Source organism: Pseudomonas sp. LBUM1666 (genome assembly GCF_059695775.1).
On record NZ_CP166789.1, the window covers coordinates 2,583,346 to 2,605,862 of the forward strand.

Here is a 22,517-nt window from a genome sequence, read left to right on the forward strand (position 1 = left end):
GATCAGGTGTACGCCAATAGCCGACCGCACAACACCACGCTGACCCATAACCCAATCGACAGCAGCGCCTGGATTTTTGCGATTTCAGGCGCTGCAGTGCCCGTGTTCCACTGGGTGACCGAGCGGTATATCCCGACGTGGAAAAGAGCAGCGTTGAGCCCGGCAGTAGCGATCAGGCATAGCTTCAAGATGAAGATGTCATTCGATGCGAAGTCATGGGGATGGGCTGAAAACATCATCAGCCCGGCGGGCACGATCAACAGCAGGGCCAGGATGGACCAGGTCAGCAGGTGGCGAGCCAGGGCCGTCACCGCAATCTCTTTCGACAGCCCGAGCACCCGCAGATCGAACATCACGACAGAGCCGACCAGCACCGAAAATCCAATGATGTGAACCACCTCAACCATCGGATACAGCCACAGGTCGCCGCGCATTGCCGCGCCAAGCTGCGAGTCACCCACCCAGTCCAGCCAGCGGTCCGGACTCGATCCAGCGCTGGCATCGATGGCCTGCATCATCTCAACTCTGTGGTTTTGTCGCCGACCGTGATGCGTTCGGCGCGCATTTCATCGGGTTTGTTGCGATTCTGATAGCCGACCACGGTGGCCGTGTTCCCCACACTCAGCATGTCCCGGGAAAGGCCGCGATTTTCCATGCGCGAGGGCGGTGCCAGGACGACGTTCCAGGTTTTGTCTTGCGTTTTTAGGCGCATGAAGCCGTGCGGATGGGAGTAACCGGATTCTTCTATCGTGCCGTTTAGCTGCAGGGGGTTGCTGGAGTCGTATTCACTCCAGCCGTGATGCGCGAACGCCGCCGTTGCAGCCAGTAACAGTGACAATCCAATGCTGCCGAGCATGCCTTTCATGACAAGTCTCCTGTTGCAGATCATTGATCAACGTGAGTCGTGACGTGTTTTCACCACAGAGGGTTTTTAGAATAGCCCGACATTTTTCAGCATTGCGCCGAGCAAATGTTTCTGAAGAAGTAGATGTTTGAATATCAATAGCTTGCTTGTCGGCTGCGCCGTCGTGTGACGAACTCATCGCGGAAGTAACCCAGGTGCGCAATGGGCTCACCGAAAGAGGTCAGCCCAAGGCGCAGGAAGATCAGAAACACCGACCACGCGCTGCTGCGGTCATCGGCATGAGGGTTGGCCATGTGTTCACCTTCCTGGTTCGAGCGGGTCCGGTTCAATCGTCGCGTGACGATAGCGAATTCGTTAAATGCTGGCTCTCTAACCATGGCCTACGCTTATCCGCAGGCCAATGTTCATTGAGCAGGGTTCGCTCCCTGATCGATTTTCACCCGGCACCTATAAAAACAATGCAATCGGGAGACAACTTATGTCCGCTTTGTTCCGTCGATTCAGCCGCTGCATCGCAACGGCCGTTACTGCAGCTGCGCTCGCGACACCGGCCTTTGCGCTGGACACCGTCAAGTTCATGGCCCCGGGTTCTGTGGGTGGCGGTTATGACCAGACCGCCAGGATCCTGGGCAAAGCCTTGATCGAGGCCAACACGGCCAAATCCACCACCTTCGAGAACAAGGGCGGAGCAGGGGGGACGTTGGGGCTGGCGCAGTTCGCCAACAGCACCAAGGGCGATCCGGATGCGCTGCTCGTTGTCGGCGCGATCATGGTCACTGCCATTGAACAGAACAAGCCGCAAATCACCTTGAAGGACGTGACGCCGATTGCCCGGCTGTTTACCGAATACAACGTGATTGCCGTCCGCAAGGAGTCCGAATTCCAAACCCTGGAGGACTTGCTGAAAGTCTTCAAAGACAAGCCGACCAGTATCTCCTGGGGCGGTGGCTCCAAGGGGTCGATCGATCACATAGGCATTGCCGAATTGGCCGCCAAAATGGGTGTTCCGGTGAACAAGGTGAACTACGTCGCCTTCGCGGGTGGGGGTGAAGTCGTTGCCCAGGCATTGGGCGGGGCGATCAAGGTGATCACCGGTGGCTATGCCGAGCTTGGCCAATACATCAGAAACGGCCAGTTCCGTGTACTCGCCATCGGCGCGCCCGAACGCGTTGAAGGCATCGATGCACCAACCCTCAAGGAGAAAGGCTACGACGTGACCATCGGCAACTGGCGGGGTGTTTACGGTGCCGCGAACCTCACGCCCGAGCAGCGTAAAGAAGTGACCGACGCCGTCGTGGCCGCCACCAACAGCAAAGTCTGGAAAGACAATATCGACACCAACAAATGGTCACCCAACGTCCTGACCGGCGATGAGTTCGGCAAATTCGTCGACGAAGAGCATGTGCGGCTGCGTGCGATGCTGGTCGAGGTCGGGCTGGTTTCAAAATGACTCAGCCTCGCGCAATAGTCCCGGTACAACTGGCGATCGGCGCCGGAGTGATTGCCATCAGCGCCGTGTTGGCGGTCGGCGCATTCCGGTTTCCTCCCGAGATGGGGTTCGTCATCCTGGGGGCCCACGTCTATCCGTACGCCGTCGCGGTGTTCCTGGGCGTCGTCGGTCTGTTGCTGTGTTATCAGGCCGTCACCGGTGGTTTCCGTGAGCTGGCAGACCACAGCGACGAAGCTGCCCAAGCGCTGCCCGGCGGCAAATCCGGCGCAGCCTGGGTGACGGCGGGGCTTGTGGGGGTGGCCGTGCTGATTAACCTCATCGGCTTCGTATTGGCCGCCGCGCTGCTGTTCGCCTGTTCGGCACGGGGGTTTGGCAGTCGTCGGCCGGTGAAGGACCTCGCTATCGGCATTGCCTTGACCCTGCCGATTTACTGGCTGTTCAACGCCGGGCTAGGGGTTTCCCTGCCGCCCCTTGTCAACGCCTGGATCTGACCCGGGCTGAAGGAGGTAATCAAGGTGGAAACTCTCGCGAACCTGGCCATTGGTTTTTCCGCTGCGCTGACACCGATCAATTTGATGTGGGGTTTTATCGGCTGTTTGCTCGGCACCGCCATTGGTGTCTTGCCGGGTATTGGGCCGGCGCTGACCGTTGCGCTGCTGCTGCCGATTACCGCCAAGGTCGATCCTACGGGCGCCTTGATCATGTTCGCCGGTATCTATTACGGCGCGCAGTTTGGCGGCTCGACCACCTCTATCCTGCTCAACACGCCCGGTGAATCGTCCTCCATGGTCACGGCCCTGGAAGGCAATCTCATGGCGCGCAACGGCCGGGCAGGACCGGCCCTGGCAACGGCCGCGATAGGCTCATTTGTTGCCGGCACCATCGCGACGGTGTTCCTGACGTTGTTTGCCCCTATTGTCGCCACGCTGGCGCTCAAGTTTGGTCCTGCCGAGTATTTCGCGATTCTGGTGTTGTCCTTCACGACGGTGTCTGCGGTACTCGGCGCTTCGATGCTGCGCGGTTTTGTCTCGCTCGGGATTGGACTGACCATCGGCTTGATCGGCCTGGACTCGACCTCGGGCATTGCCCGCTACACCTTGGCGGTGCCGGAGTTGGTGGATGGCATCGAAGTCGTGCTCGTCGCGGTCGGTTTGTTTGCAGTGGGTGAAGCCTTGTACAGCCTGCTTTATCAAAAAGAAGAAGCGTCCGGTCGGCACCGCTTGACCTCGTTGTGGATGACGCGCTCTGACTGGAAACGCTCGGTCCCGGCCTGGCTACGGGGCACGTTGATCGGTTTTCCATTCGGGTCGATTCCGGCAGGGGGCGCTGAAATTCCAACGTTCCTGTCCTATTCGGCGGAGCGCAAATTGAGCAAGTACCCGAAAGAGTTTGCGGGCAACAAGGGCGAGGGGGCGATCGAGGGGGTTGCCGGTCCCGAGGCGGCCAACAACGCGAGCGCGACGGGTTCTTTGGTGCCACTGCTGACACTCGGGATACCGACATCCGCCACCGCGGCAATTCTGTTGGCCGCGTTCCAGAACTACAACCTGCAGCCGGGGCCGATGCTCTTCCAGACGTCGGGAGAATTGGTCTGGACCCTGGTGGCCTCGCTGTATGTCGGCAACGTGATTCTGTTGGTGTTGAATCTTCCGTTGGTGGGCCTGTGGGTCAAGCTCCTGCAGATTCCCCGGCCGTACCTGAACGCCGGCATTCTGGTGTTTGCCACCATCGGCGTGTACGGCATGCGGCATTCTTCCTTCGACCTGTTGCTGATGTTGGCGATCGGTTGGGGCGGGGTGCTGATGCGTCGTTTCGATTTCCCCGTCGCCCCCGTGATCGTCGGCATGTTGCTGGGGCCCATGGCTGAAAAGCAGCTGCGTAACGCGTTGTCCATCAGCGAGGGAGACTGGCTGGTGTTTGTGACGCAACCGATTTCGGCTGCGTTCCTCGCGCTAACGCTGCTGGTGCTGGTGATCCCGCATCTGCTTCACGCCCGCGGTATCAAGTTGCATGAGGACGATTGAGCTCAGTGGCCAGCGCAGCCTGCCGGGAAGGCAGGCTGCACAGGTAATGCTGTTCACTTAAGCTCGGTGTTTCCAGGCATACACATGCGTAGCGAGGGGGCGGTGGATCAAGAGCCGACCTGTCTTTTGTTGGTCGTGTGCATATCCGTTTCTGCGGTCACGGCGGCTTAGGGTTCCACCCTTACGGCGGGTCACTTTGGAAAAGAACCCCAAAGTAACCAAAGGGTTCTTGCCCCTTTCGTTCGGTGCCTCGCCCAGGCTCGGCATGCCCGCGCTCCGGTCCTGCTCCGTGGGCCCGCCGCCATCGGCCATCCATGGCCGGGGGCGGCTAACCCGGCATCCATGCCGGGTTGCCCACTGCGCAGAACCTCCACTCGGCCTCTCGAGGGGGCGTGCACCGTAAAAGCCAAAGCGAGGCGGCCTACCGGCCGGCCTGTTTCCTCAACGCCTGCGCGTATTGATCGTTCCCACGCTCCCGCGTCGGAATGCCGCCGGGGACGCTCCGTTCCGCTGTCGACACAAGGCTCGAGTCTTGAGCAGGGGTGACGCGGAGCGTCACGGGATGCATTCCTTTGCTGCGCGTGGGAACGATCAGTGGGTGAGCGCTGAGTGCTGTTGCTGTTGCTGTTGCTTTTGCTTTGGCTTTGGCTCTGGCTCTGGTTTTTGATCTTGATCTGTCTGCCCCTTTCCCAGAGGCCGAACGCAGGCGTTGCGCAGGGGGCACCGCGGCAAGGATGCCGCGGTAGCCGCCCCCGGCCATGGATGGCCGATGGCGGCGGGCCCCCGGAGCAATGCCGGAGTGAGGGCATGCCGAGCTTAGGCGAGACACCGAATGGCGGGGCAAGAGCCTTTGGTTACTTGGGGCTTATCCAAGTGACTCGCTGTAAAAGCGAAACCGCCAGCAGCCGTTACCGCAGAAACGGATATGTACCCCGACCTTAAGTGAACAGCATTACGCTGCACGGGGTGCTTTGGTTAAACCAGATTGATCGTGACGTCGATGTTGCCACGGGTCGCTTTGGAGTACGGGCACCGCTGGTGGGCGCCATCCACCACCGCCCGTGCGACGGCCGGGTCCAGACCCGGAAGGCTGACATTGAGACGGGCCTGCAGAAAGAAGGCATCTTCGGTCTTGCCCAGATCCACCTCGGCATCGACGGCAACATCGCTCGGCAGGGTCACGTTCAATGCGACAGCCGCCTTACCCATTGCGCCAATGAAACAGGCCGACCAACCTGCAGCCAGCAGCTGTTCGGGATTGGTACCACTCCCTGACGAGCCAGGCGCGGAAAGCTTGACGTCCAAACGTCCATCGTCGCTTCGCGCCTCGCCGTTACGGCCTCCGGTCGTGTGGGTCTTGCCGGTGTAAAGCACGGTATCGATTTCATTGATCATGAGGTGGTTCCTGCTGGGATGTTGGGCTCTTTAGCCTGGGTTCATCGGAGAACGCCAGGTGTGCGACGCCGCCCACTTTTTCACCTTCATGTACTGCGTATGTGTCCTGATCCGGCGATTGTGTATTGCTGTGTAAGATCGCCCGCGAAAATACAGAGCGATACAAATCTGCCGGCCGGGCTGGAAATGACGACCAAGCGTTGGTCCTCCACAACTGGCTGGACCGGCCGAGACATCACCCTCGTTTAGGCAGTTTCCAGTTTGGCCGAATGAAATGGCAGGTGTAACCGTTGGGATAGTGTTCGAGGTAGTCCTGATGTTCCGGTTCTGCTTCCCAGAACGGGCCAGCGGGCACGATTTCAGTGACGACCTTGTCGGGCCACAAGCCAGATGCATCAGCGTCGGCCACCGTATCCTCGGCTACCTGCTTCTGTTCATCGTTGAGATAGAAGAGTGCCGAGCGATAGCTCATACCCACATCGTTGCCCTGACGGTTCTGCGTCGTCGGGTCGTGGATCTGAAAGAAAAACTCGAGGATCTGGCGATAGCTGATCTGGTCCGGATCGAACACGATCTCGATCGCTTCCGCGTGCGTGCCATGGTTGCGGTAAGTCGCATTGGGCACATCACCGCCCGAGTAGCCTACCCGCGTGGACAGCACGCCGGGGTAGCGTCTTAGCAAATCCTGCATGCCCCAGAAGCAGCCACCGGCCAGGATGGCAGTTTCAGTTCGCGTCGTCATAGTACGGTCCCTCCCATCAGTGAATTTGGGATCAGGTATCAATGTACCTCAAGTGGTTTTGCCTTTTGGCCGAAAAAGCTCACTCAATTCTTGGCCAGCGATCCTCAATCTCATACCACGGCGCTTTCGATGCAACACACACGTGTTTCTGTTTTTCACTCAGAAACGGTGTATCCAGCGTGCCTATCGCCACGGACAGCCAATCCGAATACTCGCCTTTGGAATCAGACCAGAACAGCGAAGAGCCGCAATCGCCACAGAACTGTCGGGCGACACCTTCGGACGAGTGATAGGTTTTCAGCGTCTCGCCCCCCGCAATGATCGAAATCGCCGACCTGAGGGCGCTTGCATACGTCGCGAACGCTGTCCCGTGGCCCTTGCGACATTTGCTGCAATGGCAATGGGTAACCGCTTTCAACTCGGCGGCCACTCGATATTTCACTGCGCCGCACAGGCAACTTCCTTGGTGAAGTGCATCCATGTTCATCGTTTCTCAGGTGTCGGTCGCGCCACTGTAGCGCTCTGGTGTTGGGGTTGGCGAGTTGGGTGAAACACCAGGCTCGCTGGCCTTTTCTACGAGGCGGTGGAAGACGCAATTATGCGCGACGATCCGCGTGGTGCAGCAGCGCATTGAGCAGGTCCTGCTGTGTACGGTCCAGTCGTTCCAGCATGGTTTTCCCTCGCGCGGTATCAGAACTTGTCCGGTACGTCTTGCAGGCAAAAGAAGAGAGTAGGGGACACGCGTAGCCTGGCTAACGGGTGCCCCCTTCGTTACGCAAAAATCAGAACTTGAACGCTTGTCGGCCTACCAGTAACCAGTGGCCTTTCTGTTTTTGCCAAATCTGGAAGTTCTCGATTTCGGTTGGAACCACTTCGGTGCCCTTCAGCGCTTGTGCCGAGAAGTGATGGCGAACCAACGCCACGTCACCCGAGATGGTGATGGTCTGGTTCTGCATCTCTAACGTTTTGAACGCGCTTTTGCCGGTTTCGATATCGTCGATGAATGCTTTCTTGTCCTGGATCTTCCCGCTGGAGTGCCCGTAGGTGAGGTTCTCGGCGGTCAGCGCTTTCAGTTCGGCAATGTTCTTGTGCAACATGGCCTGCGTCAGATGATCGACGGCTTGCGCGACATCCTTGTCTGCGGAAGCAGGGGCGGCGGCTACGTAGCCACTGAAGAGGCACAAGAATCCAATCAGCAGTTTCACTTTTTTCATGGGTGTTTCCTTGTTTTTGTGGGTCGTCGGAGCGAGAGTGAAAATATCACTTATCGGTCATCGTACAACCTAGCATGCAGCCAAGAAAAAAACGAACTTGCGTTGAGGGCTTGTCTCGAGGTTTAAGCTCGCATATTGCCGGGTGTGGTCAGCGCAACTCGCCACTACAATGCGATCTGTAGTAACTCATCATTTATAGGGATATTGGCTAGTGGATGACAACAGAAGGCCCATCAAGACGCGCTCTGCGGGCTGGGCAAAACGCATCACCGACATTCTGGTGAAAAGAGACATTTCCCCCAATCAGATATCCGTCGCCAGCATCGCCTTCGCGTTTGCCGGCGTCGTGGCGCTCAATATTGATAGCGGTGTCATTGGATCGATCTGCTGCGCGATCGGCATTCAGTTGCGCCTGCTGTGCAACCTCTTCGATGGGATGGTGGCGATAGAGGGTGGCAAGAAGTCCGACATCGGCAGTCTCTACAACGAATTCCCGGACCGGATAGCCGACAGCCTGCTGATCGTAGGGTTGGGGTATGCCATTGGGCAATCCGACCTCGGATGGTTCGCTGCCCTGGCGGCTACCCTTACTGCTTATGTCAGGGTGTTCGGCGGCTCGATTGGCCTCAAGCAGACCTTCATCGGCCCTATGGCCAAGCAGCATCGAATGGCCGTAATGACCGCAGGACTGCTGCTGAATGCCGTCGAAGCCAGCGTTTATGGCACTCACTATGTACTGTTGATCGCGCTGGCTGTCATCGCCATTGGCTCAGTCGCAACCTGCGTCACGCGAACGCTGGCGATCGCCAGGCAGCTAAAAGGGGCCGACCATGTGGATCAGTAATGCGCTGATTTCTGTTCTTCGACTGCTGATTGGCGTCACGGCCAGATGGGAGAGTCCGCCGGATCTCACGCGTCAGCGAATCTATTTCGCCAATCACACCAGTCACATGGACACCTTGGCCATCATTGCGGCCCTGCCGCCCGAAGCCAGGTTGAATGTGAAGCCGATCGCCGCTGCCGATTACTGGGGAAAGAACCGGTTTCTGTCGTACATCTCCCAGAAAGGCCTGAATGCCGTGCTGATTGACCGTAAACCGGCGCCCGGTAAAAACGCGCTGGAGCCCATTTTCGATGTGGTGCAGGCGGGTCATTCGATCATCTTCTTTCCGGAAGGCACTCGCTCATCCGAGGCACTGCCCGGGGAATTCAAATCAGGTCTTTTCCGGCTGGCCGAGACCTTCCCCGATGTCGACCTGGTGCCTATCTACCTGGAAAACCTTCATCGCTCCATGCCCAAAGGCAAACACGTCCCTCTGCCGATCATCTGCACGATCCGTATCGGCAATCCGATGGAAAGGATTGCTGGCGAGGATAAACAGGTGTTTCTGGAACGCGCGCGTAACGCCATTGTGGGGCTGTCGAAATGAGTCTTGAATCAAAGTTTTTGTGGTTCTTTTTTGGATTGGCATGCTTGCTGGCGATTGCTTCGCTGGCCGGTCGATTGCTGGCCCGGCGGGCCAAAACGGAAGGTGCTGTCTCGACCATCGAAAACCTCAATCAGCGCGTGAATGCCTGGTGGGGGATGGTCATCATCTTCTTCGCTTCCTACCTGCTGGGCGGCAATGCAACGGTCGTCCTGTTCGGATTCATCTCACTGTTCGCGCTCAGGGAGTTCATCACCCTGACACCGACCAGACGGGGTGATCATAACGCTCTGTTTTCGGCGTTTTTCATCCTGATCCCGCTGCAATACATTCTGATCGGTACTCATTGGTATTCGATGTTTACGCTGCTGATTCCGGTGTATTCATTCCTGCTGCTACCGGCGATTGCGGTGCTGAGTCAGGACACTGACGGCTTCCTGGAAAGGACGGCGAAGATCCAGTGGGGCGTGATGATCTGCATTTATTGCATCAGCCATGCGCCCGCACTTTTGCTTTTGGATCTGGAAGGGTTCACCGGCCAAAACGCGCTGCTGCTGTTCTATCTGGTGTTCGTCGTTCAGTTGAGTGACGTGTTGCAGTACGTGTTCGGCAAGCTCTTCGGCAAACACAAGGTTGCGCCGCTGGTGAGTCCGTCAAAAACGGTGGAAGGACTGGTCGGTGGAGGCCTGTCTGCAACGCTGATTGGCGGCTGCATGTTCTGGATGACCCCCTTCAGCTTCTGGCAGTCACTGATGATGTCGTTCGTCATCGTGGTGATGGGCTTCCTCGGTGGTCTGGTCATGTCGGCAATCAAACGCAGTTTGAGCGCCAAGGACTGGGGAACCATGATCAAAGGTCACGGCGGCATGCTCGACCGGATGGACTCGATTTGCTTCGCGGCGCCGATCTTCTTCCACCTGACGCGATACTTCTTCTCCGCTGCCTGATTCGGGCGCCATCAAAACCGAAAAAACATACCGCATGTCGCAAAGACATGCGCGTATGGATACGTCGCTTCATTAACCACTCGTGCCAGCCGATAACCCTTTCAGCAAACCAATGCGCAGTTGGCTTTACGCCACTGACAAACGTACTGAGAGAGGATCCACAGAGTGTCCATAAAATTACGTTTGATTCTGCTGATTGGCACCGGGCTGATTACCGCGTTGATCATGAGTCTGGTCAGTTACCTGGGAAACACCCAGATGGCTGAGGCGGTGAGTGACAATGAGGTCAGTATGGCCGTGCTGCGCAATCACCTCGAAGCCGACATGATGCACGACGCGTTACGCGCCGACGTGCTGTCCGCGATGCTGGTCGGGTTGGGTAAAAGCACCAGCAGCAAAGCCGAGGTGCGCAGTTCCATCGAGGAGCATGCGGCGCACTTTCGTGAAATGCTCGGTGAAAACCTCAAGCTGCCGGTCAACGACACCCTTAAAGCGGGTCTGAACAAGATCAAGCCCAGCCTCGATACCTACATCAGCGCAGCCGAACGCATCGTCGCGCTGGCGCTGGAAAATCCGGAAGCCGCGCAGCAACAACTGGGCAGTTTCAGTAGCGTATTCAGCCAGCTGGAAGATCAGATGGCCGCCCTCAGCGAACTGATCGAAACCAACACCCAACAGACCAGTGTCGGCACTCAGAAAGTCATCAGTAACGCCAACTTCACCCTCGGCGGCGTCCTGATCGCCAGCCTGTTATTGCTGCTGGCCCAAGGGCGCTGGGTGATGCTGAGCATCATGGGGCCGTTGCAGACCGCCAGCCGCATCGCCGACAGCATCGCCCATGGCAACCTGAGCGAACCGATTGTCGAGCCCACTCACAACGATGAAGCCAGCGCGCTGATTCGCAGCCTCGCGACCATGCAGCGCGACCTGCGCGGCATGATCGAAGTCGTGCGCAGCAACGCCCACGGCGTGAGCGGCATGAGTGCGCAATTGAGCAGCGGCTGCCACGAAGTCGCCGGCAGCAGCCAGCAACAAAGCGTAGCGGCCAGCACCATGGCGGCTGCCGCCAGTGAAATGACCGCGAGCATTGAGGAAATTACCCGGCACGCCGAGCGTGCGCTGAACATGGCCAATCAGGCCGAGGCACTGGCCAAGGATGGCGGTCGTGTGATCCATCAGGTGGTTAGCGACATGGACGGCATTGCGCGTTCGGCGCAGCAATCGGCCCAGGTGATCCGCACGCTGGACAAGGAGTCCGAAGGTATTTTCAGCATCATTCAGGTGATCAAGGGCATCGCCGACCAAACCAACCTGCTGGCGCTCAACGCCGCGATCGAAGCCGCTCGCGCCGGTGAGCAGGGCCGTGGATTTGCCGTGGTGGCCGACGAAGTGCGCAGCTTGGCGGGACGCACCAGCGCCTCCACCCAGGAAATTGCCACGATGGTCTCACGCATCCAGCAAAGCACCCGTGAAGCGGTGACCAGCATGGAGGCGGGCGTGGCGCAGGTCGACAAAGGCATGGCCGTGACCACCGACGTCGAGCGCGCCATCCGCGAAATCCTCGACGCCACGTTGAACACCACGCAACTGGTCAACGACATCACCCGCACCATCGGTGAGCAGAGCCTGGCCAGCAATGAAATCGCCCATCAGGTCGAAATGATTGCCGGCATGTCCGAAGGCAACAGCAAGGTCATTGGCCGGACCGCCTCGACCACCGATGAGTTGTCCACCCTGGCAGGCAAGCTGTCGCAGTCGGTGGATCGGTTTCGGCTTTGAGGCTGGTGTCGATCAATTGATTTTTCGGTGATTGTGAGGGCCTCTTCGCGAGCAGGCTCGCTCCCACATTTGAAATGCATTCCAAAGTGGGAGCGAGCCTGCTCGCGAAGGCAATATCTCAGGCGGCACCGAACCAAAGCCCTAAAGATACTTATCCGTCACCGCGCCTTCCGAGGCGCTGGACACGGTCTTCGCGTACTTGGCCAGCACCCCGCGTTTGTACTTGGATTCCGGGCGCACCCAACGGGTCTTGCGCTCGGCCAGTTCGGCGTCAGAGACATCGACCGTAATCTGCCGTGTTTCGGCATCGATGGTGATCTTGTCGCCGTCTTCAATCAGCGCGATCGGCCCGCCATCAAAGGCTTCGGGTGTGATGTGGCCCACCACAAACCCATGTGAACCGCCGGAGAAGCGGCCATCGGTGATCAGCGCAACGTCCTTGCCCAGCCCTTTGCCCATCACCGCCGAAGTCGGCGAGAGCATTTCGCGCATGCCCGGGCCACCCTTGGGGCCTTCGTAGCGAATCACGATCACATCACCGGCTTTGACTTCGCCGTTGAGGATGCCGGTGAGCGCACCTTCCTCACCGTGGTAGACCCGCGCCGTGCCTTCAAAGCGCAAACCTTCCTTGCCGGTGATCTTGGCCACTGCACCAGTGGGCGAAAGGTTGCCGCGCAGCACCACTAAATGGGAGTCTTTTTTGATCGGTTGGTCGAAGGGCAGGATCACGTCCTGTCCCTCGGGATAGTCGGGCACGTTTTCCAGGTTTTCGGCCAGGGTCTTGCCGGTGACCGTCAGCGCATCGCCATGCAGCATGCCGGCGGCGAGCATGCGCTTCATCAGCGGCTGAATGCCGCCGATGGCCACCAGTTCACTCATCATGTATTGACCACTGGGGCGCAGGTCGGCCACCACCGGCGACACTTTGCCCAGCTCGACGAAATCATCCAGCGTCAGCTCGACATCCACGGCATGCGCCATGGCCAGAAGATGCAGCACGGCATTGGTCGAGCCGGCGAGGGCGATCACCACGCGAATCGCATTTTCAAAGGCTTTGCGGGTCATGATGTCGCGCGGTTTGATGTCTTGCTTGAGCAGCTCCATGACCTGCTGGCCGGCGCGGAAACTGTCCGACGCCTTGTCGCTGCCGACGGCGTCCTGAGAGCTGGAACCCGGCAGGCTCATGCCCAGCGCCTCAATCGCGGAAGCCATGGTGTTGGCCGTGTACATGCCGCCACAGGAGCCGGGGCCGGGAATCGCCACTTCCTCGATTTGCTTGACCTGAATCTCGCTGATATCCCCCCGCGCGTGCTGTCCCACAGCCTCGAACACGGAGATGATGTCGGTGTGGCCGGCGCCCGGCCGGATGGTGCCGCCATAGACGAAGATGGAAGGGCGATTCAGCCGCGCCATGCCGATCAGGCAGCCCGGCATGTTCTTGTCACAACCGCCCACGGTCACCAGGCCGTCAAAGCCTTCGCAGCCGGCCACGACTTCAATGGAATCGGCGATCACTTCCCGCGACACCAGCGAATACTTCATGCCTTCGGTGCCGTTGGCGATGCCGTCGGAAATGGTGATCGTGTTGAAAATGACGCCCTTGGCGCCAGCGGTATTCGCGCCTTTTTCGGCTTCAATCGCCAGCTTGTCGATGTGCATGTTGCAGGGCGTGACCATCGCCCAGGTGGAGGCGATGCCGATCTGCGGTTTCTTGAAGTCCTCGTCCGTGAAACCCACGGCGCGCAGCATGGATCGTCCCGGCGCACGTTCCACGCCGTCGACCACTTGGGAGGAATATTTGCGCAAATCGTTTTTGTCGCTCATGACTGCTCCTCACAGGCTCGTCGAGAAAATCACGATCAGTATAGTGGGCTCAGCGCTCCTGCCCGGACTATCAAGTCGGGAACAGACGCGCGGGTTTGCCGTGTCGTGATATTCTTCGCCTAACTTGCTTTGACCTATTCAGTTTGCGCGTCCTTGAGACGCGCCAACAGAATCACTGTCGCTCAAGTAGCTGAAGCCAATAACGATAAAAAGTCAGTTCAGTAGGGACATATAAACTGAGGTCGATGGACACGTCGGCCTTGTGTGCCCACCCTCCAATCCTTGTGAGTGCGGAACCCACAGCATGCTGCCTGCATGCCGTGAACCAGGGGCCTCAAGCGTGGGGATGGAAGGGCGGATGGCGTTTTATCATAGGTGCTACACATGTTTAAAAAAATGAACACGGCCCTGCTGGGGCTGGCTTTGTCGATGGGGATCGCGTCCGCGCAAGCGGAAGAGGCAAAGAAAGTCGATGTGCTGCTCATCGGCGGCGGCATCATGAGCGCGACCCTCGGTGTCTGGCTCAATGAGCTGGAACCGGGTATGTCGATGGAAATGGTCGAGCGCCTCGACGGCGTCGCCCAGGAAAGCTCCAACGGCTGGAACAACGCCGGTACCGGTCACTCCGCCCTGGCCGAGTTGAACTACACCCCGGAAGACGATAAAGGCAACGTTCAGATCCCGAAAGCCGTTGAAATCAACGAAGCCTTCCAGATCTCCCGTCAGTTCTGGGCCTGGCAGGTTCAGCAAGGCGTGCTGAAAAACCCGCGTTCGTTCATCAACTCCACGCCACACATGAGCTTTGTGTGGGGCGATGACAACATCAAGTTCCTGAAAAAGCGCTACGAAGCCCTGCAAGCGAGCCCGCTGTTCGCCGGCATGCAGTACTCCGTAGACCCGGCAGTGATCAAGAAGTGGGTTCCGCTGATGATGGAAGGGCGTGACCCGAACCAGAAAGTCGCGGCCACCTGGTCTCCGATCGGTACCGACGTGAACTTCGGCGAGATCACCCGCCAATTCGTTGCGCACCTGCAAACCACGCCAAAGTTCGACTTGAAACTGTCTAGCGAAGTGCAAGACATCACCAAGAACGAAGACGGCAGCTGGCGCGTCAGCTACAAAAACCTGAAAGACGGCACCAAAACCGAAACCGACGCCAAGTTCGTGTTCATCGGCGCGGGCGGCGGTGCACTGCACCTGCTGCAGAAGTCCGGCATTCCTGAAGCCAAGGAATACGCAGGCTTCCCGGTAGGCGGCTCGTTCCTCGTCACCGAAAACCCGACCATCGCCGAGCAACACCTGGCCAAGGCCTACGGCAAAGCCTCGGTTGGCGCACCGCCAATGTCGGTTCCGCACCTGGACACCCGTGTCCTGGACGGCAAGCGCGTCATCCTGTTTGGCCCATTCGCGACCTTCAGCACCAAGTTCCTGAAAGAAGGCTCGTACCTGGACCTGCTGACCACCACCACCACGCACAACGTGTGGCCAATGACCAAAGTCGGCATCAAGGAATACCCGCTGGTCGAGTACCTCGCCGGCCAACTGATGCTGTCTGACGAAGACCGCCTCAACGCCCTGAAAGAATACTTCCCGAACGCCAAAGCCGAAGACTGGCGCCTGTGGCAAGCCGGCCAGCGCGTGCAGATCATCAAGCGTGATGAAGCTGCCGGTGGCGTGCTGAAGTTGGGTACTGAGATTGTTGCTTCGCAAGACGGCACCATTGCTGGTTTGCTGGGCGCATCGCCGGGTGCATCGACTGCTGCGCCGATCATGCTGACCGTGCTGCAGAAAGTGTTCAAGGACAAGGTTGCTTCCCCAGCCTGGCAGGAAAAGCTGCACCAGATCGTGCCGAGTTATGGCACTCAGTTGAATGGCAGTCCTGAGAAGGTGGCTGAGGAGTGGGCTTACACCGCCAAGGTGTTGCAGCTGACTCCGCCGCCGGCGATTGGTCAGGTGGTGGCTCCGGCTGCTGCTCCGGCTGCTCCGGCTAAGGCGCCAAAAGCTAATGCTGCGACTGATATGGCTCTGTAACTAGAGGCCTAATCAAAAGCCCACTGAACCGGTGACGGTCAGTGGGCTTTTTTGTGGGCGCAATTCAGTTCTTGCAGGTTACGCAACACTTAAGGCCGAAGCGGGCAGACCGCTATCTCAATACTGCGTTGGTTTTTTCTCAACGTCCTTCGAACCGCTAGAGGTGGCCGCATCTTTGTCCGTCTCTTCCGAGTCCGCACCGGAGTTTGAACCCGCAGCTTCCTCACCTTTTTTGTCGGCCTTGTCCTCCTTGGATTCAGAGCCCTGAGCCTGGTTGATTTCAGGAAGCGCGGCAGAGTCTTCAGTCACCTTTTCGGCAGCAAACGCGAAAAGCGAGCAGGCGAACAGGCCCGCGATCGTGAGAGCAGCAATTGTCCTGTTCATCATTTAGGCCTGCAATGTGAGGGGGTGTATAGCGTTGGAAAAACCGGGAAGGGGAAGGTGCTGAGGAGCTGACAAGCGGTTGTGGCTCTTGAGTTCGTAGCTCCAGAGATGGCCAAAGCAGTGCCTTCATCCGTCGCAACAAAATGGCTTAAGATCATCGAAGGCTGGAATGGAATATCTCGACTAAAGGACGCGACATTTATGGAAATCCCCTTTTCTCAAATCAGCGAGCGTTTGAACAATCGCCGATTTTCGGTAGCAGACAACGCCCACGGGCTATCCGATGCACGCACAGTATTTCACTACCATGTCGAGGAAGATGCTATTTGGGGCACTTATCAGGGTGGCCATATCCGCATGGGTAATCAAGTCGGACGCGTGACAGGCCCCGATACCATTGAGCTTCTTTATCAGTGCCTGACTACGGATGGTGAGATGCTTGCCGGCTGGTCTCGTGGCGAGGTAGGCGTTGATCACGCAGGACGTACCACTCTGACCTTTGTATGGGGTTGGTTGTCGGGCGCGACTGGAGGTGGGGAGTCGAGCTACGTCGAGCTTGTCGCGTAGCGGTTAAGCAGAAAAAGTCGGGCTCCGCCGCCGGTGATTGGTCAGGTGGCGGCTCCGGCTATTGCCCCAGAAAGGTGAACGATCATTCAATGTCGTACATCAATTCCAAGCTTTTTATCCATTCATTCGGCGCGTTGTATCTTGCGTAGTAAATCTCCCTTTCTGCTCCGCTTAAATTAGTAAAAAACGGCGAGAAGTAGCTGTCGTTATAGTAGCCCTGAGCACCTTGCATATTTCCTCCCCACCACAAAGGGTTGTACCCCTCAAACGCTATCCAGGGTGGCGGAACGGTCAATTTCTCAAGCTGAATGATGTTCAGAAATTCGACGCTGTTCGTAACCACCCGGATCGTTGTGGCGTTAAATTCTCCGTCGGATCTGAAATAGATCAAGTGGTTGTTTTCTCGGATGTCTGAGTAATGTTTTACGGGAGGGTCGTTGAATAGTTTTTCAGTCTTGAAGCTGAAATTCGGTTCGACGAGTGCCGAAAACTTATGAGCGTCTTCATAGCCGATTAAGAAAGCTGAGTAAAAGGCCGAGACGCCGATATTCTCCAAAGACACCACCTGCGGATAGTCAGTCAAAGGCCAAGTAAGGCGTGATAACGGCTTAGTAAAAACTGACTTCAACTCTGGTATGGAGTAACCGGCGACTTGTTCTTCCGGGGCTCGCCTTACGAAGATTTTGATGCGGCTGAAAATATTCATTCCCTATCCTCGATCCCTGAAATTACAAATCAACCTTGTCCGTTTTTGAGTACTGACAGATAGGCGTGCTGCTCTGCTATCCAAGCATCCGGGTAGGGTTCCGAGTCCTCTGGAAACTCGGTTCGATACGTTCCTAAATCCAGAAAGTCGTAGTAAATCTGCATTGCTTCAATATGGGACATAGCCCAGAAAACCCATATACATTCACTGCCAGGCTCGTTCAGGTTTCGGGCGGCATCTCCGGTAGGGCCGAGGGAGATGCAGGAGGGGAGCAGTTGGCTGTCTTCGTCAGGGGAGAGCCAGATTTCGTGGAAGTACCTTTTGGGCATTGAGGGTTCTACTTTGTTGGAGTGCAGGATGTATTGGGAAAAGTGGACGGATCTATTTGTAAGGAATACAGGCGGCACTTAAATATAAAGTCACCTTTATCGTGCCTTGTCGTGAATGAACACCGCCTCTGTGTATAACGAGATAGCTGCTATAAGCCTTGCAATAAGCTATCCGTGATCATTCCCGAAAAAGCTGTCTCTACCGGCCCGATGAGAAAGACAGGTCCCACTCCATCCCATTGAACCGTTACGGTTCCACCGTCACATTCAACCTCAACGGAATTGTCTAACAAGCCACGACGAATTCCGTTAACAGCGGCGCCACAAGAGCAGGAACCTGAGCCGAGCGGAATGCCACCCCAGCGCTCCCAAATGCGCAACCGAATATGCTTTCGGTTAATGATCTGGACGAAATGCACGTTCGTCCTGAGGGGGAATAGGGGATTTGTTTCAATTGTCGGGCCGATTGTCGCTATATCAATGGCTGTTAGATCATCCACAAAATAGGTGCAGTGCGGATTTCCCATGCTGCAAGCTGTTGGGCCACCAGCAAGTGGCAAAACAGTTGTATCCAGTTCCAGAGCCAGGGGAATATCCGACCAGTCGAAAAGCGGCTCCCCCATGCTGACAGAAATTGCGCCGGTTGAAGTTCGTTCGCAAGTGAGTAGACCGCGGTTGGTTCGGAGCGCTATCGAGGTAATATTTGATTCGCGCATCAGCATATCCGCGGCGCCCCGCGTTGCACTGCCACAAACCTCCAGCGTGGAGCCATCTGCATTCCAAAACATCAAACGCGCATCTGCATCATCGCAATCGAGCACCACCGCGAGTTGATTGAATCCGACTCCCCGGTTCCGATCACCCATTCGCCGAGCCAGGGTACTTGTCATTGGATTGGCCGCGTTTCGCGAGTCCACAATAATGAAGTCATCGCCATTGGCATGCATTTTATGAAAACTCAGCGGCATAAATAGATCCTGGCGGAATTGACGTTTAAAGGCGATCTAGTCCCAATTCGGTGTTCTGATCCGTATTTTCCTGCGCTATCTGCATCTGTAATGCACGCAGCCGCCGGCTCACAATAACGGCACGCTCCGCAGTCGCGGAAGCCACTGCACCGCAAACTCATAATGTAGGAGGCCCAATGGGCAAGATGGCGATTTTCCTGGGTGGATTTCTGGTGTTGACCATTTTGATTGGTGCCCTGGCCACGATCTCTCCCGCTTAGTCCTTCCTGCGATCAGACATCCTCCCGCCAGCGCCGCGCCTGAACGAGCAACGCCGGCGCAAAGTGCAACACGACCATTCGCACCAGATGATGGGTCAGGATGAACACCACGTTCAGCCCGCCACTGAAGGCGACGAGGGCGATGGTTTCGATGGCGCCAGGCATGTACGCCAGCCACAACGACAAGGGATCGCTGCCCAGGACCCGTCCGGCCACTGCGGCAAACGCCGCTGCGATCAGCAACATCAAGGCGACGGCCATCAACCCGGCTCGTCCGTGGCGGACAAGTTCTGCGAGGCTGATGTCTTTGAATTTCGAGCCAATCAGCACGCCGAGGAGGACCACGGCGGTGTCGACACTCCATGACGGCAGGTGGAAGGCCTGGAGATAGCCCAGTTTGATGTAGACGCCGGTGACGACGATCGCGGTGAGCATGAACGGTGCCGGAACGCCGACCCGCAACAGCAAGCGGCCGAACAACATGCTTAATGCGATCAGCGACAGCAGGGTCAGCGCAGTACTCGTGAGCAGCGGGCTGCTCTCGGTAAGCGCCACGTCGGTTTGTCCGGGAATGCAAAAACTGACCAGCACGGTGATCGACAGCAGTCGGACCAGGTGCACGACGATCACTTTGCTGGACGCGCGTTCGGACTCAAGTAAATCGAACACGGCGGCGAGTGCGCCCGGATACACGGCTAACAGGGAGTCCTTCGGGTTCCATCCCGAGACCTTGAGCAGCCACAAACCGGCCACGGTGCTCTGGACCGTCAGGCCCAGCAGCATGAAGCCCAGGCTGGGCAACATGGCGGCCGCTGTTTGGCTGTTCCACGACGCGAACATCAGGCCGGTCGCGATCCCCAACACGATTTGCACGTAGCCAAGGCTGAAGGGCAGCGTGGGGGAAAAACGCAAGTTGCTGGCGATCAACGCGGTGGCGAGTATGGAGCCCAGCAACAGGCCATGAGGGAGACCGGCATATTGCAGCGCGGTGCCGACGCCGGTGGCGATCAGCAAACACAATAGGGTTTTCATGGTGTTGATGAGTCTTCCTTGATTCTTGTTGAACCCAACGCTTGCATCCGGGCCACGCACGTTTTCCCATCTAACGGAGTGAAGCGTCAAGTGACAAAAAGCACAACGCCTCCACAGTGGGAGGCGTTGCAGTTTCAGCGATACTGCTGCGTTACTTAATCTCGAAGCGATCCAGATCCATCACTTTTGCCCAGGCGGCTACGAAGTCTTTGACGAACTTCTCCTGGGCATCAGCGGTTGCATAGACTTCCGCCAACGCTCGCAGCTGCGCATTTGAGCCGAAGACGAGGTCGACACGGGTGCCTGTCCACTTCACTTCGCCGGTTTTGCGATCGCGCCCTTCAAACTCTTCATTAGCCTCCGACACCGGTTTCCATTCCACGCCCATATCCAGCAGGTTTTTGAAGAAGTCGTTGGTCAACGCTTCCGGCTGCTTGGTGAATACACCGTGCTTGGTTTGTCCGACGTTGGTGTTCAGCACGCGCATGCCGCCAATGAGCGCGGTCATTTCTGGCGCGGTGAGTGTCAGCAGTTGCGCCTTGTCGATCAACAGCTGCTCGGCCGGGATGCGGTACCTGCCTTTGAGGTAGTTGCGAAAGCCATCGGCGATGGGTTCGAGGAAGCCGAAAGACTCCACGTCCGTCTGCTCTTGGGTGGCGTCCATCCGTCCTGGCGAGAAAGGTACCGTCACGGTTTGACCAGCATTTTTCGCCGCCTGTTCGACGCCTGCGTTACCGGCCAGCACGATCAGGTCTGCCAGTGAGATCTTCTTGCCGCCGCTGTTGAACTCGCTTTGGATACCTTCGAGTTTCGCCAGCACGTTCGCCAGTTGGTCAGGCTGGTTGGCCTGCCAGAATTTCTGTGGGGCCAGACGCAAGCGCCCACCGTTGGCGCCGCCGCGTTTGTCGGAGCCACGGAAGGTCGAAGCCGCCGCCCAAGCCGTTGATACAAGCTGCGAGACCGACAGGCCTGAGGCCAGAAGTTTACTTTTGAGCGCGGCGACATCGCTGTCGGTGACCAAAGGATGGTCGACATCTGGAATCGGATCTTGCCAAATCAGTTCTTCGCTCGGCATTTCCGGGCCGAGGTAGCGGGAGAGGGGACCCATGTCGCGGTGGATCAGCTTGAACCAGGCACGGGCGAATGCGTCGGCCAACTGGTCTGGATTGGCCAGGAAACGCCGCGAAATCGGTTCATAGATCGGGTCGAATCGCAGCGACAGGTCGGTGGTCAGCATGGTCGGATTACGACGTTTGGACGGGTCGTGAGCATCCGGAATGATGCCGGCGCCGGCGTTGTTTTTCGGTATCCACTGGTTCGCACCGGCCGGGCTTTTACTCAGTTCCCACTCGAAGCCGAACAGGTTCTCCAGGTAGTTGTTGCTCCATTTCGTGGGCGTGGTGGTCCAGGTCACTTCCAGACCGCTGGTGATGGTGTCCGCGCCTTTGCCGGTGCCGAAGCTGTTCTTCCAGCCAAAGCCCTGTGCTTCGAGGCCAGCGGCTTCGGGCTCGGCGCCGACATTGTCGGCAGGTCCGGCGCCGTGGGTTTTGCCGAAGGCGTGGCCGCCAGCGATCAGTGCCACGGTTTCTTCGTCATTCATCGCCATGCGCGCGAAGGTTTCGCGGATGTCCTTCCCGGCCGCGACCGGGTCCGGGTTGCCTTCCGGGCCTTCCGGGTTCACGTAGATCAGGCCCATTTGCACGGCGGCGAGCGGGTTCTCCAGGAAGCGCCCCTGGTCGGTGCGGCTCTCCTCGTTTTCCCCCGGCTCGGCTACGAGAGGGCCTTCGCCGGGCTCTTGCATAACCTTCTGCTCTTTGCCGTAGCGGGTGTCGCCGCCCAGCCATTTGTTTTCCGAGCCCCAGTAGACGTCTTCATCAGGTTCCCAAACGTCCGGACGACCGCCGGAAAAGCCGAACGTCTTGAAGCCCATGGACTCCAGCGCGACGTTGCCGGTAAGGACGATCAGATCCGCCCAGGAAATTTTGCGGCCATATTTTTGCTTGATCGGCCAGAGCAGCCGGCGCGCCTTGTCGAGGCTGACGTTGTCCGGCCAACTGTTGAGCGGCGCGAAGCGTTGCTGACCGGAGCCGGCGCCACCACGACCGTCACCGGTGCGGTACGTACCGGCGGAGTGCCAAGCCATGCGAATGAAGAGTGGCCCGTAGTGACCGAAGTCTGCCGGCCACCAGTCCTGGGAATCGGTCATCAACGCAGTCAGGTCTCTTTTGACCGCTTCAAAGTCCAGGCTTTTGAATGCTTCGGCGTAGTTGAAGCCCTCGTCCATCGGATCGGACAGGGACGAGTGCTGATGGAGGATCTTCAGATTCAGTTGGTTCGGCCACCAATCGCGGTTCGTCGTGCCACCGCCAGCGGCGTGATTGAACGGGCATTTCGATTCATTTGCCATGTGTGAGCTACCTTTGGTCGTGTTCATCCGGCTATCCGGCCCAACGTGGGCGTTAAATAGCAACGAGCGAAACCAATGACACAGGCTGCAGGGCCAGCAGTTTGATCAACTGATTGTTTTGATCACACGGGAATTCTGAACAGCGGCAATCGAGTTGCCTGCACGG

21 protein-coding genes and 2 pseudogenes are annotated in these 22,517 nt (G+C 57.8%); 10 read left to right on the plus strand and 13 right to left on the minus strand.

The genetic code is table 11. The features are described 5' to 3' along the window. Positions 1–2: 2 nt before the first annotated feature. The 3 genes and pseudogenes from ACA056_RS11755 to ACA056_RS11765 form a co-directional block, all read right to left on the minus strand. Positions 3–515, minus strand: coding sequence for a DUF6644 family protein (locus tag ACA056_RS11755; protein WP_497273526.1), 513 nt, complete (start codon positions 513–515; stop codon positions 3–5). Continuing rightward, complete coding sequence (locus ACA056_RS11760; RefSeq protein WP_497272894.1) at positions 515–865, minus strand: DUF6152 family protein; 351 nt, start codon at positions 863–865, stop codon at positions 515–517. Before ACA056_RS11760 ends, ACA056_RS11755 begins: the two co-directional genes overlap by 1 nt. A 155-nt stretch (positions 866–1,020) precedes the next feature. After that, positions 1,021–1,158, minus strand: a pseudogene (locus ACA056_RS11765) (chromate transporter); the annotation flags it as partial. A 185-nt stretch (positions 1,159–1,343) separates the two neighbouring features. On the opposite strand from ACA056_RS11765, the gene ACA056_RS11770 reads away from it, so the two are divergent. The 3 genes from ACA056_RS11770 to ACA056_RS11780 are packed head-to-tail and all read left to right on the plus strand — an operon-like array spanning position 1,344 to position 4,339. Next, positions 1,344–2,315 carry a tripartite tricarboxylate transporter substrate binding protein gene (locus ACA056_RS11770; RefSeq protein ID WP_497272895.1) on the plus strand — a complete coding sequence of 324 codons (972 nt, stop codon included), beginning with the start codon at positions 1,344–1,346 and terminating at the stop codon, positions 2,313–2,315. After that, complete coding sequence (locus ACA056_RS11775; RefSeq protein WP_497272897.1) at positions 2,312–2,806, plus strand: tripartite tricarboxylate transporter TctB family protein; 495 nt, start codon at positions 2,312–2,314, stop codon at positions 2,804–2,806. The genes ACA056_RS11770 and ACA056_RS11775 overlap by 4 nt, the downstream gene beginning before the upstream one ends. A 24-nt stretch (positions 2,807–2,830) precedes the next feature. Next, the gene (locus ACA056_RS11780) at positions 2,831–4,339 is read left to right on the plus strand and encodes a tripartite tricarboxylate transporter permease (protein ID WP_347804456.1); all 1,509 of its coding nucleotides are present in this window, start codon (positions 2,831–2,833) and stop codon (positions 4,337–4,339) included. Between the two features lie 975 nt (positions 4,340–5,314). Here ACA056_RS11780 and ACA056_RS11785 read toward each other — a convergent pair. From ACA056_RS11785 to ACA056_RS11800, 4 genes are all read right to left on the minus strand, one after another. After that, positions 5,315–5,734, minus strand: a complete 420-nt coding sequence (locus ACA056_RS11785) for an organic hydroperoxide resistance protein (RefSeq protein ID WP_497272899.1) — start codon at positions 5,732–5,734, stop codon at positions 5,315–5,317. 235 nt (positions 5,735–5,969) lie between these two features. Next, positions 5,970–6,476 (minus strand): peptide-methionine (S)-S-oxide reductase MsrA, encoded by a 507-nt coding sequence (msrA, locus tag ACA056_RS11790; RefSeq protein ID WP_497272901.1) that lies wholly within the window; start codon positions 6,474–6,476, stop codon positions 5,970–5,972. Positions 6,477–6,555: 79 nt separating this feature from the next. After that, positions 6,556–6,957, minus strand: coding sequence for a GFA family protein (locus ACA056_RS11795; RefSeq protein WP_497272903.1), 402 nt, complete (start codon positions 6,955–6,957; stop codon positions 6,556–6,558). A 301-nt stretch (positions 6,958–7,258) separates the two neighbouring features. Then, positions 7,259–7,690 carry a nuclear transport factor 2 family protein gene (locus ACA056_RS11800; protein WP_111448695.1) on the minus strand — a complete coding sequence of 144 codons (432 nt, stop codon included), beginning with the start codon at positions 7,688–7,690 and terminating at the stop codon, positions 7,259–7,261. Between the two features lie 211 nt (positions 7,691–7,901). Between ACA056_RS11800 and ACA056_RS11805 the strand changes: the two genes are divergently transcribed. From ACA056_RS11805 to ACA056_RS11825, 5 genes and pseudogenes are all read left to right on the plus strand, one after another. After that, positions 7,902–8,534: a CDP-alcohol phosphatidyltransferase family protein gene (locus ACA056_RS11805; RefSeq protein ID WP_497272905.1), complete on the plus strand. Its 633-nt coding sequence runs from the start codon at positions 7,902–7,904 to the stop codon at positions 8,532–8,534. After that, positions 8,521–9,120, plus strand: coding sequence for a lysophospholipid acyltransferase family protein (locus ACA056_RS11810; RefSeq protein ID WP_046049021.1), 600 nt, complete (start codon positions 8,521–8,523; stop codon positions 9,118–9,120). Before ACA056_RS11805 ends, ACA056_RS11810 begins: the two co-directional genes overlap by 14 nt. Beyond that, entirely contained in the window at positions 9,117–10,064 is a 948-nt protein-coding gene (locus ACA056_RS11815; protein WP_497272907.1) for a phosphatidate cytidylyltransferase, read from the plus strand. The genes ACA056_RS11810 and ACA056_RS11815 overlap by 4 nt, the downstream gene beginning before the upstream one ends. Before the next feature lie 165 nt (positions 10,065–10,229). Next, positions 10,230–10,985: pseudogene (locus ACA056_RS11820) on the plus strand (MCP four helix bundle domain-containing protein); the annotation flags it as partial. Between the two features lie 132 nt (positions 10,986–11,117). Beyond that, a complete protein-coding gene (locus tag ACA056_RS11825; protein ID WP_497273527.1) occupies positions 11,118–11,843 on the plus strand; it encodes a methyl-accepting chemotaxis protein in 726 nt (241 codons plus the stop codon). A 141-nt stretch (positions 11,844–11,984) separates the two neighbouring features. On the opposite strand, the gene ilvD is transcribed toward ACA056_RS11825, so the two are convergent. After that, positions 11,985–13,667, minus strand: coding sequence for a dihydroxy-acid dehydratase (gene ilvD, locus ACA056_RS11830; RefSeq protein WP_497272909.1), 1,683 nt, complete (start codon positions 13,665–13,667; stop codon positions 11,985–11,987). 384 nt (positions 13,668–14,051) lie between these two features. Between ilvD and mqo the strand changes: the two genes are divergently transcribed. After that, a complete protein-coding gene (gene mqo, locus ACA056_RS11835; protein WP_497272911.1) occupies positions 14,052–15,698 on the plus strand; it encodes a malate dehydrogenase (quinone) in 1,647 nt (548 codons plus the stop codon). Between the two features lie 117 nt (positions 15,699–15,815). Here mqo and ACA056_RS11840 read toward each other — a convergent pair whose 3' ends face one another. Then, on the minus strand, positions 15,816–16,082 hold the full coding sequence (locus tag ACA056_RS11840) for a hypothetical protein (RefSeq protein ID WP_497272913.1): 267 nt from the start codon (positions 16,080–16,082) through the stop codon (positions 15,816–15,818). Between the two features lie 201 nt (positions 16,083–16,283). On the opposite strand from ACA056_RS11840, the gene ACA056_RS11845 reads away from it, so the two are divergent. After that, complete coding sequence (locus ACA056_RS11845) at positions 16,284–16,649, plus strand: avidin-fold protein (protein WP_497273528.1); 366 nt, start codon at positions 16,284–16,286, stop codon at positions 16,647–16,649. An 82-nt stretch (positions 16,650–16,731) separates the two neighbouring features. Here ACA056_RS11845 and ACA056_RS11850 read toward each other — a convergent pair whose 3' ends face one another. The 4 genes from ACA056_RS11850 to katG all read right to left on the minus strand — a co-directional run bounded on the left by ACA056_RS11850 (position 16,732) and on the right by katG (position 22,351). Next, positions 16,732–17,355, minus strand: coding sequence for a hypothetical protein (locus ACA056_RS11850; RefSeq protein ID WP_497272915.1), 624 nt, complete (start codon positions 17,353–17,355; stop codon positions 16,732–16,734). A gap of 478 nt (positions 17,356–17,833) precedes the next feature. Further along, positions 17,834–18,652, minus strand: a complete 819-nt coding sequence (gene dapF / locus ACA056_RS11855; protein WP_497272917.1) for a diaminopimelate epimerase — start codon at positions 18,650–18,652, stop codon at positions 17,834–17,836. 272 nt (positions 18,653–18,924) lie between these two features. After that, positions 18,925–19,944 (minus strand): AbrB family transcriptional regulator, encoded by a 1,020-nt coding sequence (locus tag ACA056_RS11860; RefSeq protein ID WP_497272919.1) that lies wholly within the window; start codon positions 19,942–19,944, stop codon positions 18,925–18,927. Positions 19,945–20,095: 151 nt separating this feature from the next. Continuing rightward, a complete protein-coding gene (gene katG / locus ACA056_RS11865; protein ID WP_497272921.1) occupies positions 20,096–22,351 on the minus strand; it encodes a catalase/peroxidase HPI in 2,256 nt (751 codons plus the stop codon). Positions 22,352–22,517: the final 166 nt, after the last annotated feature.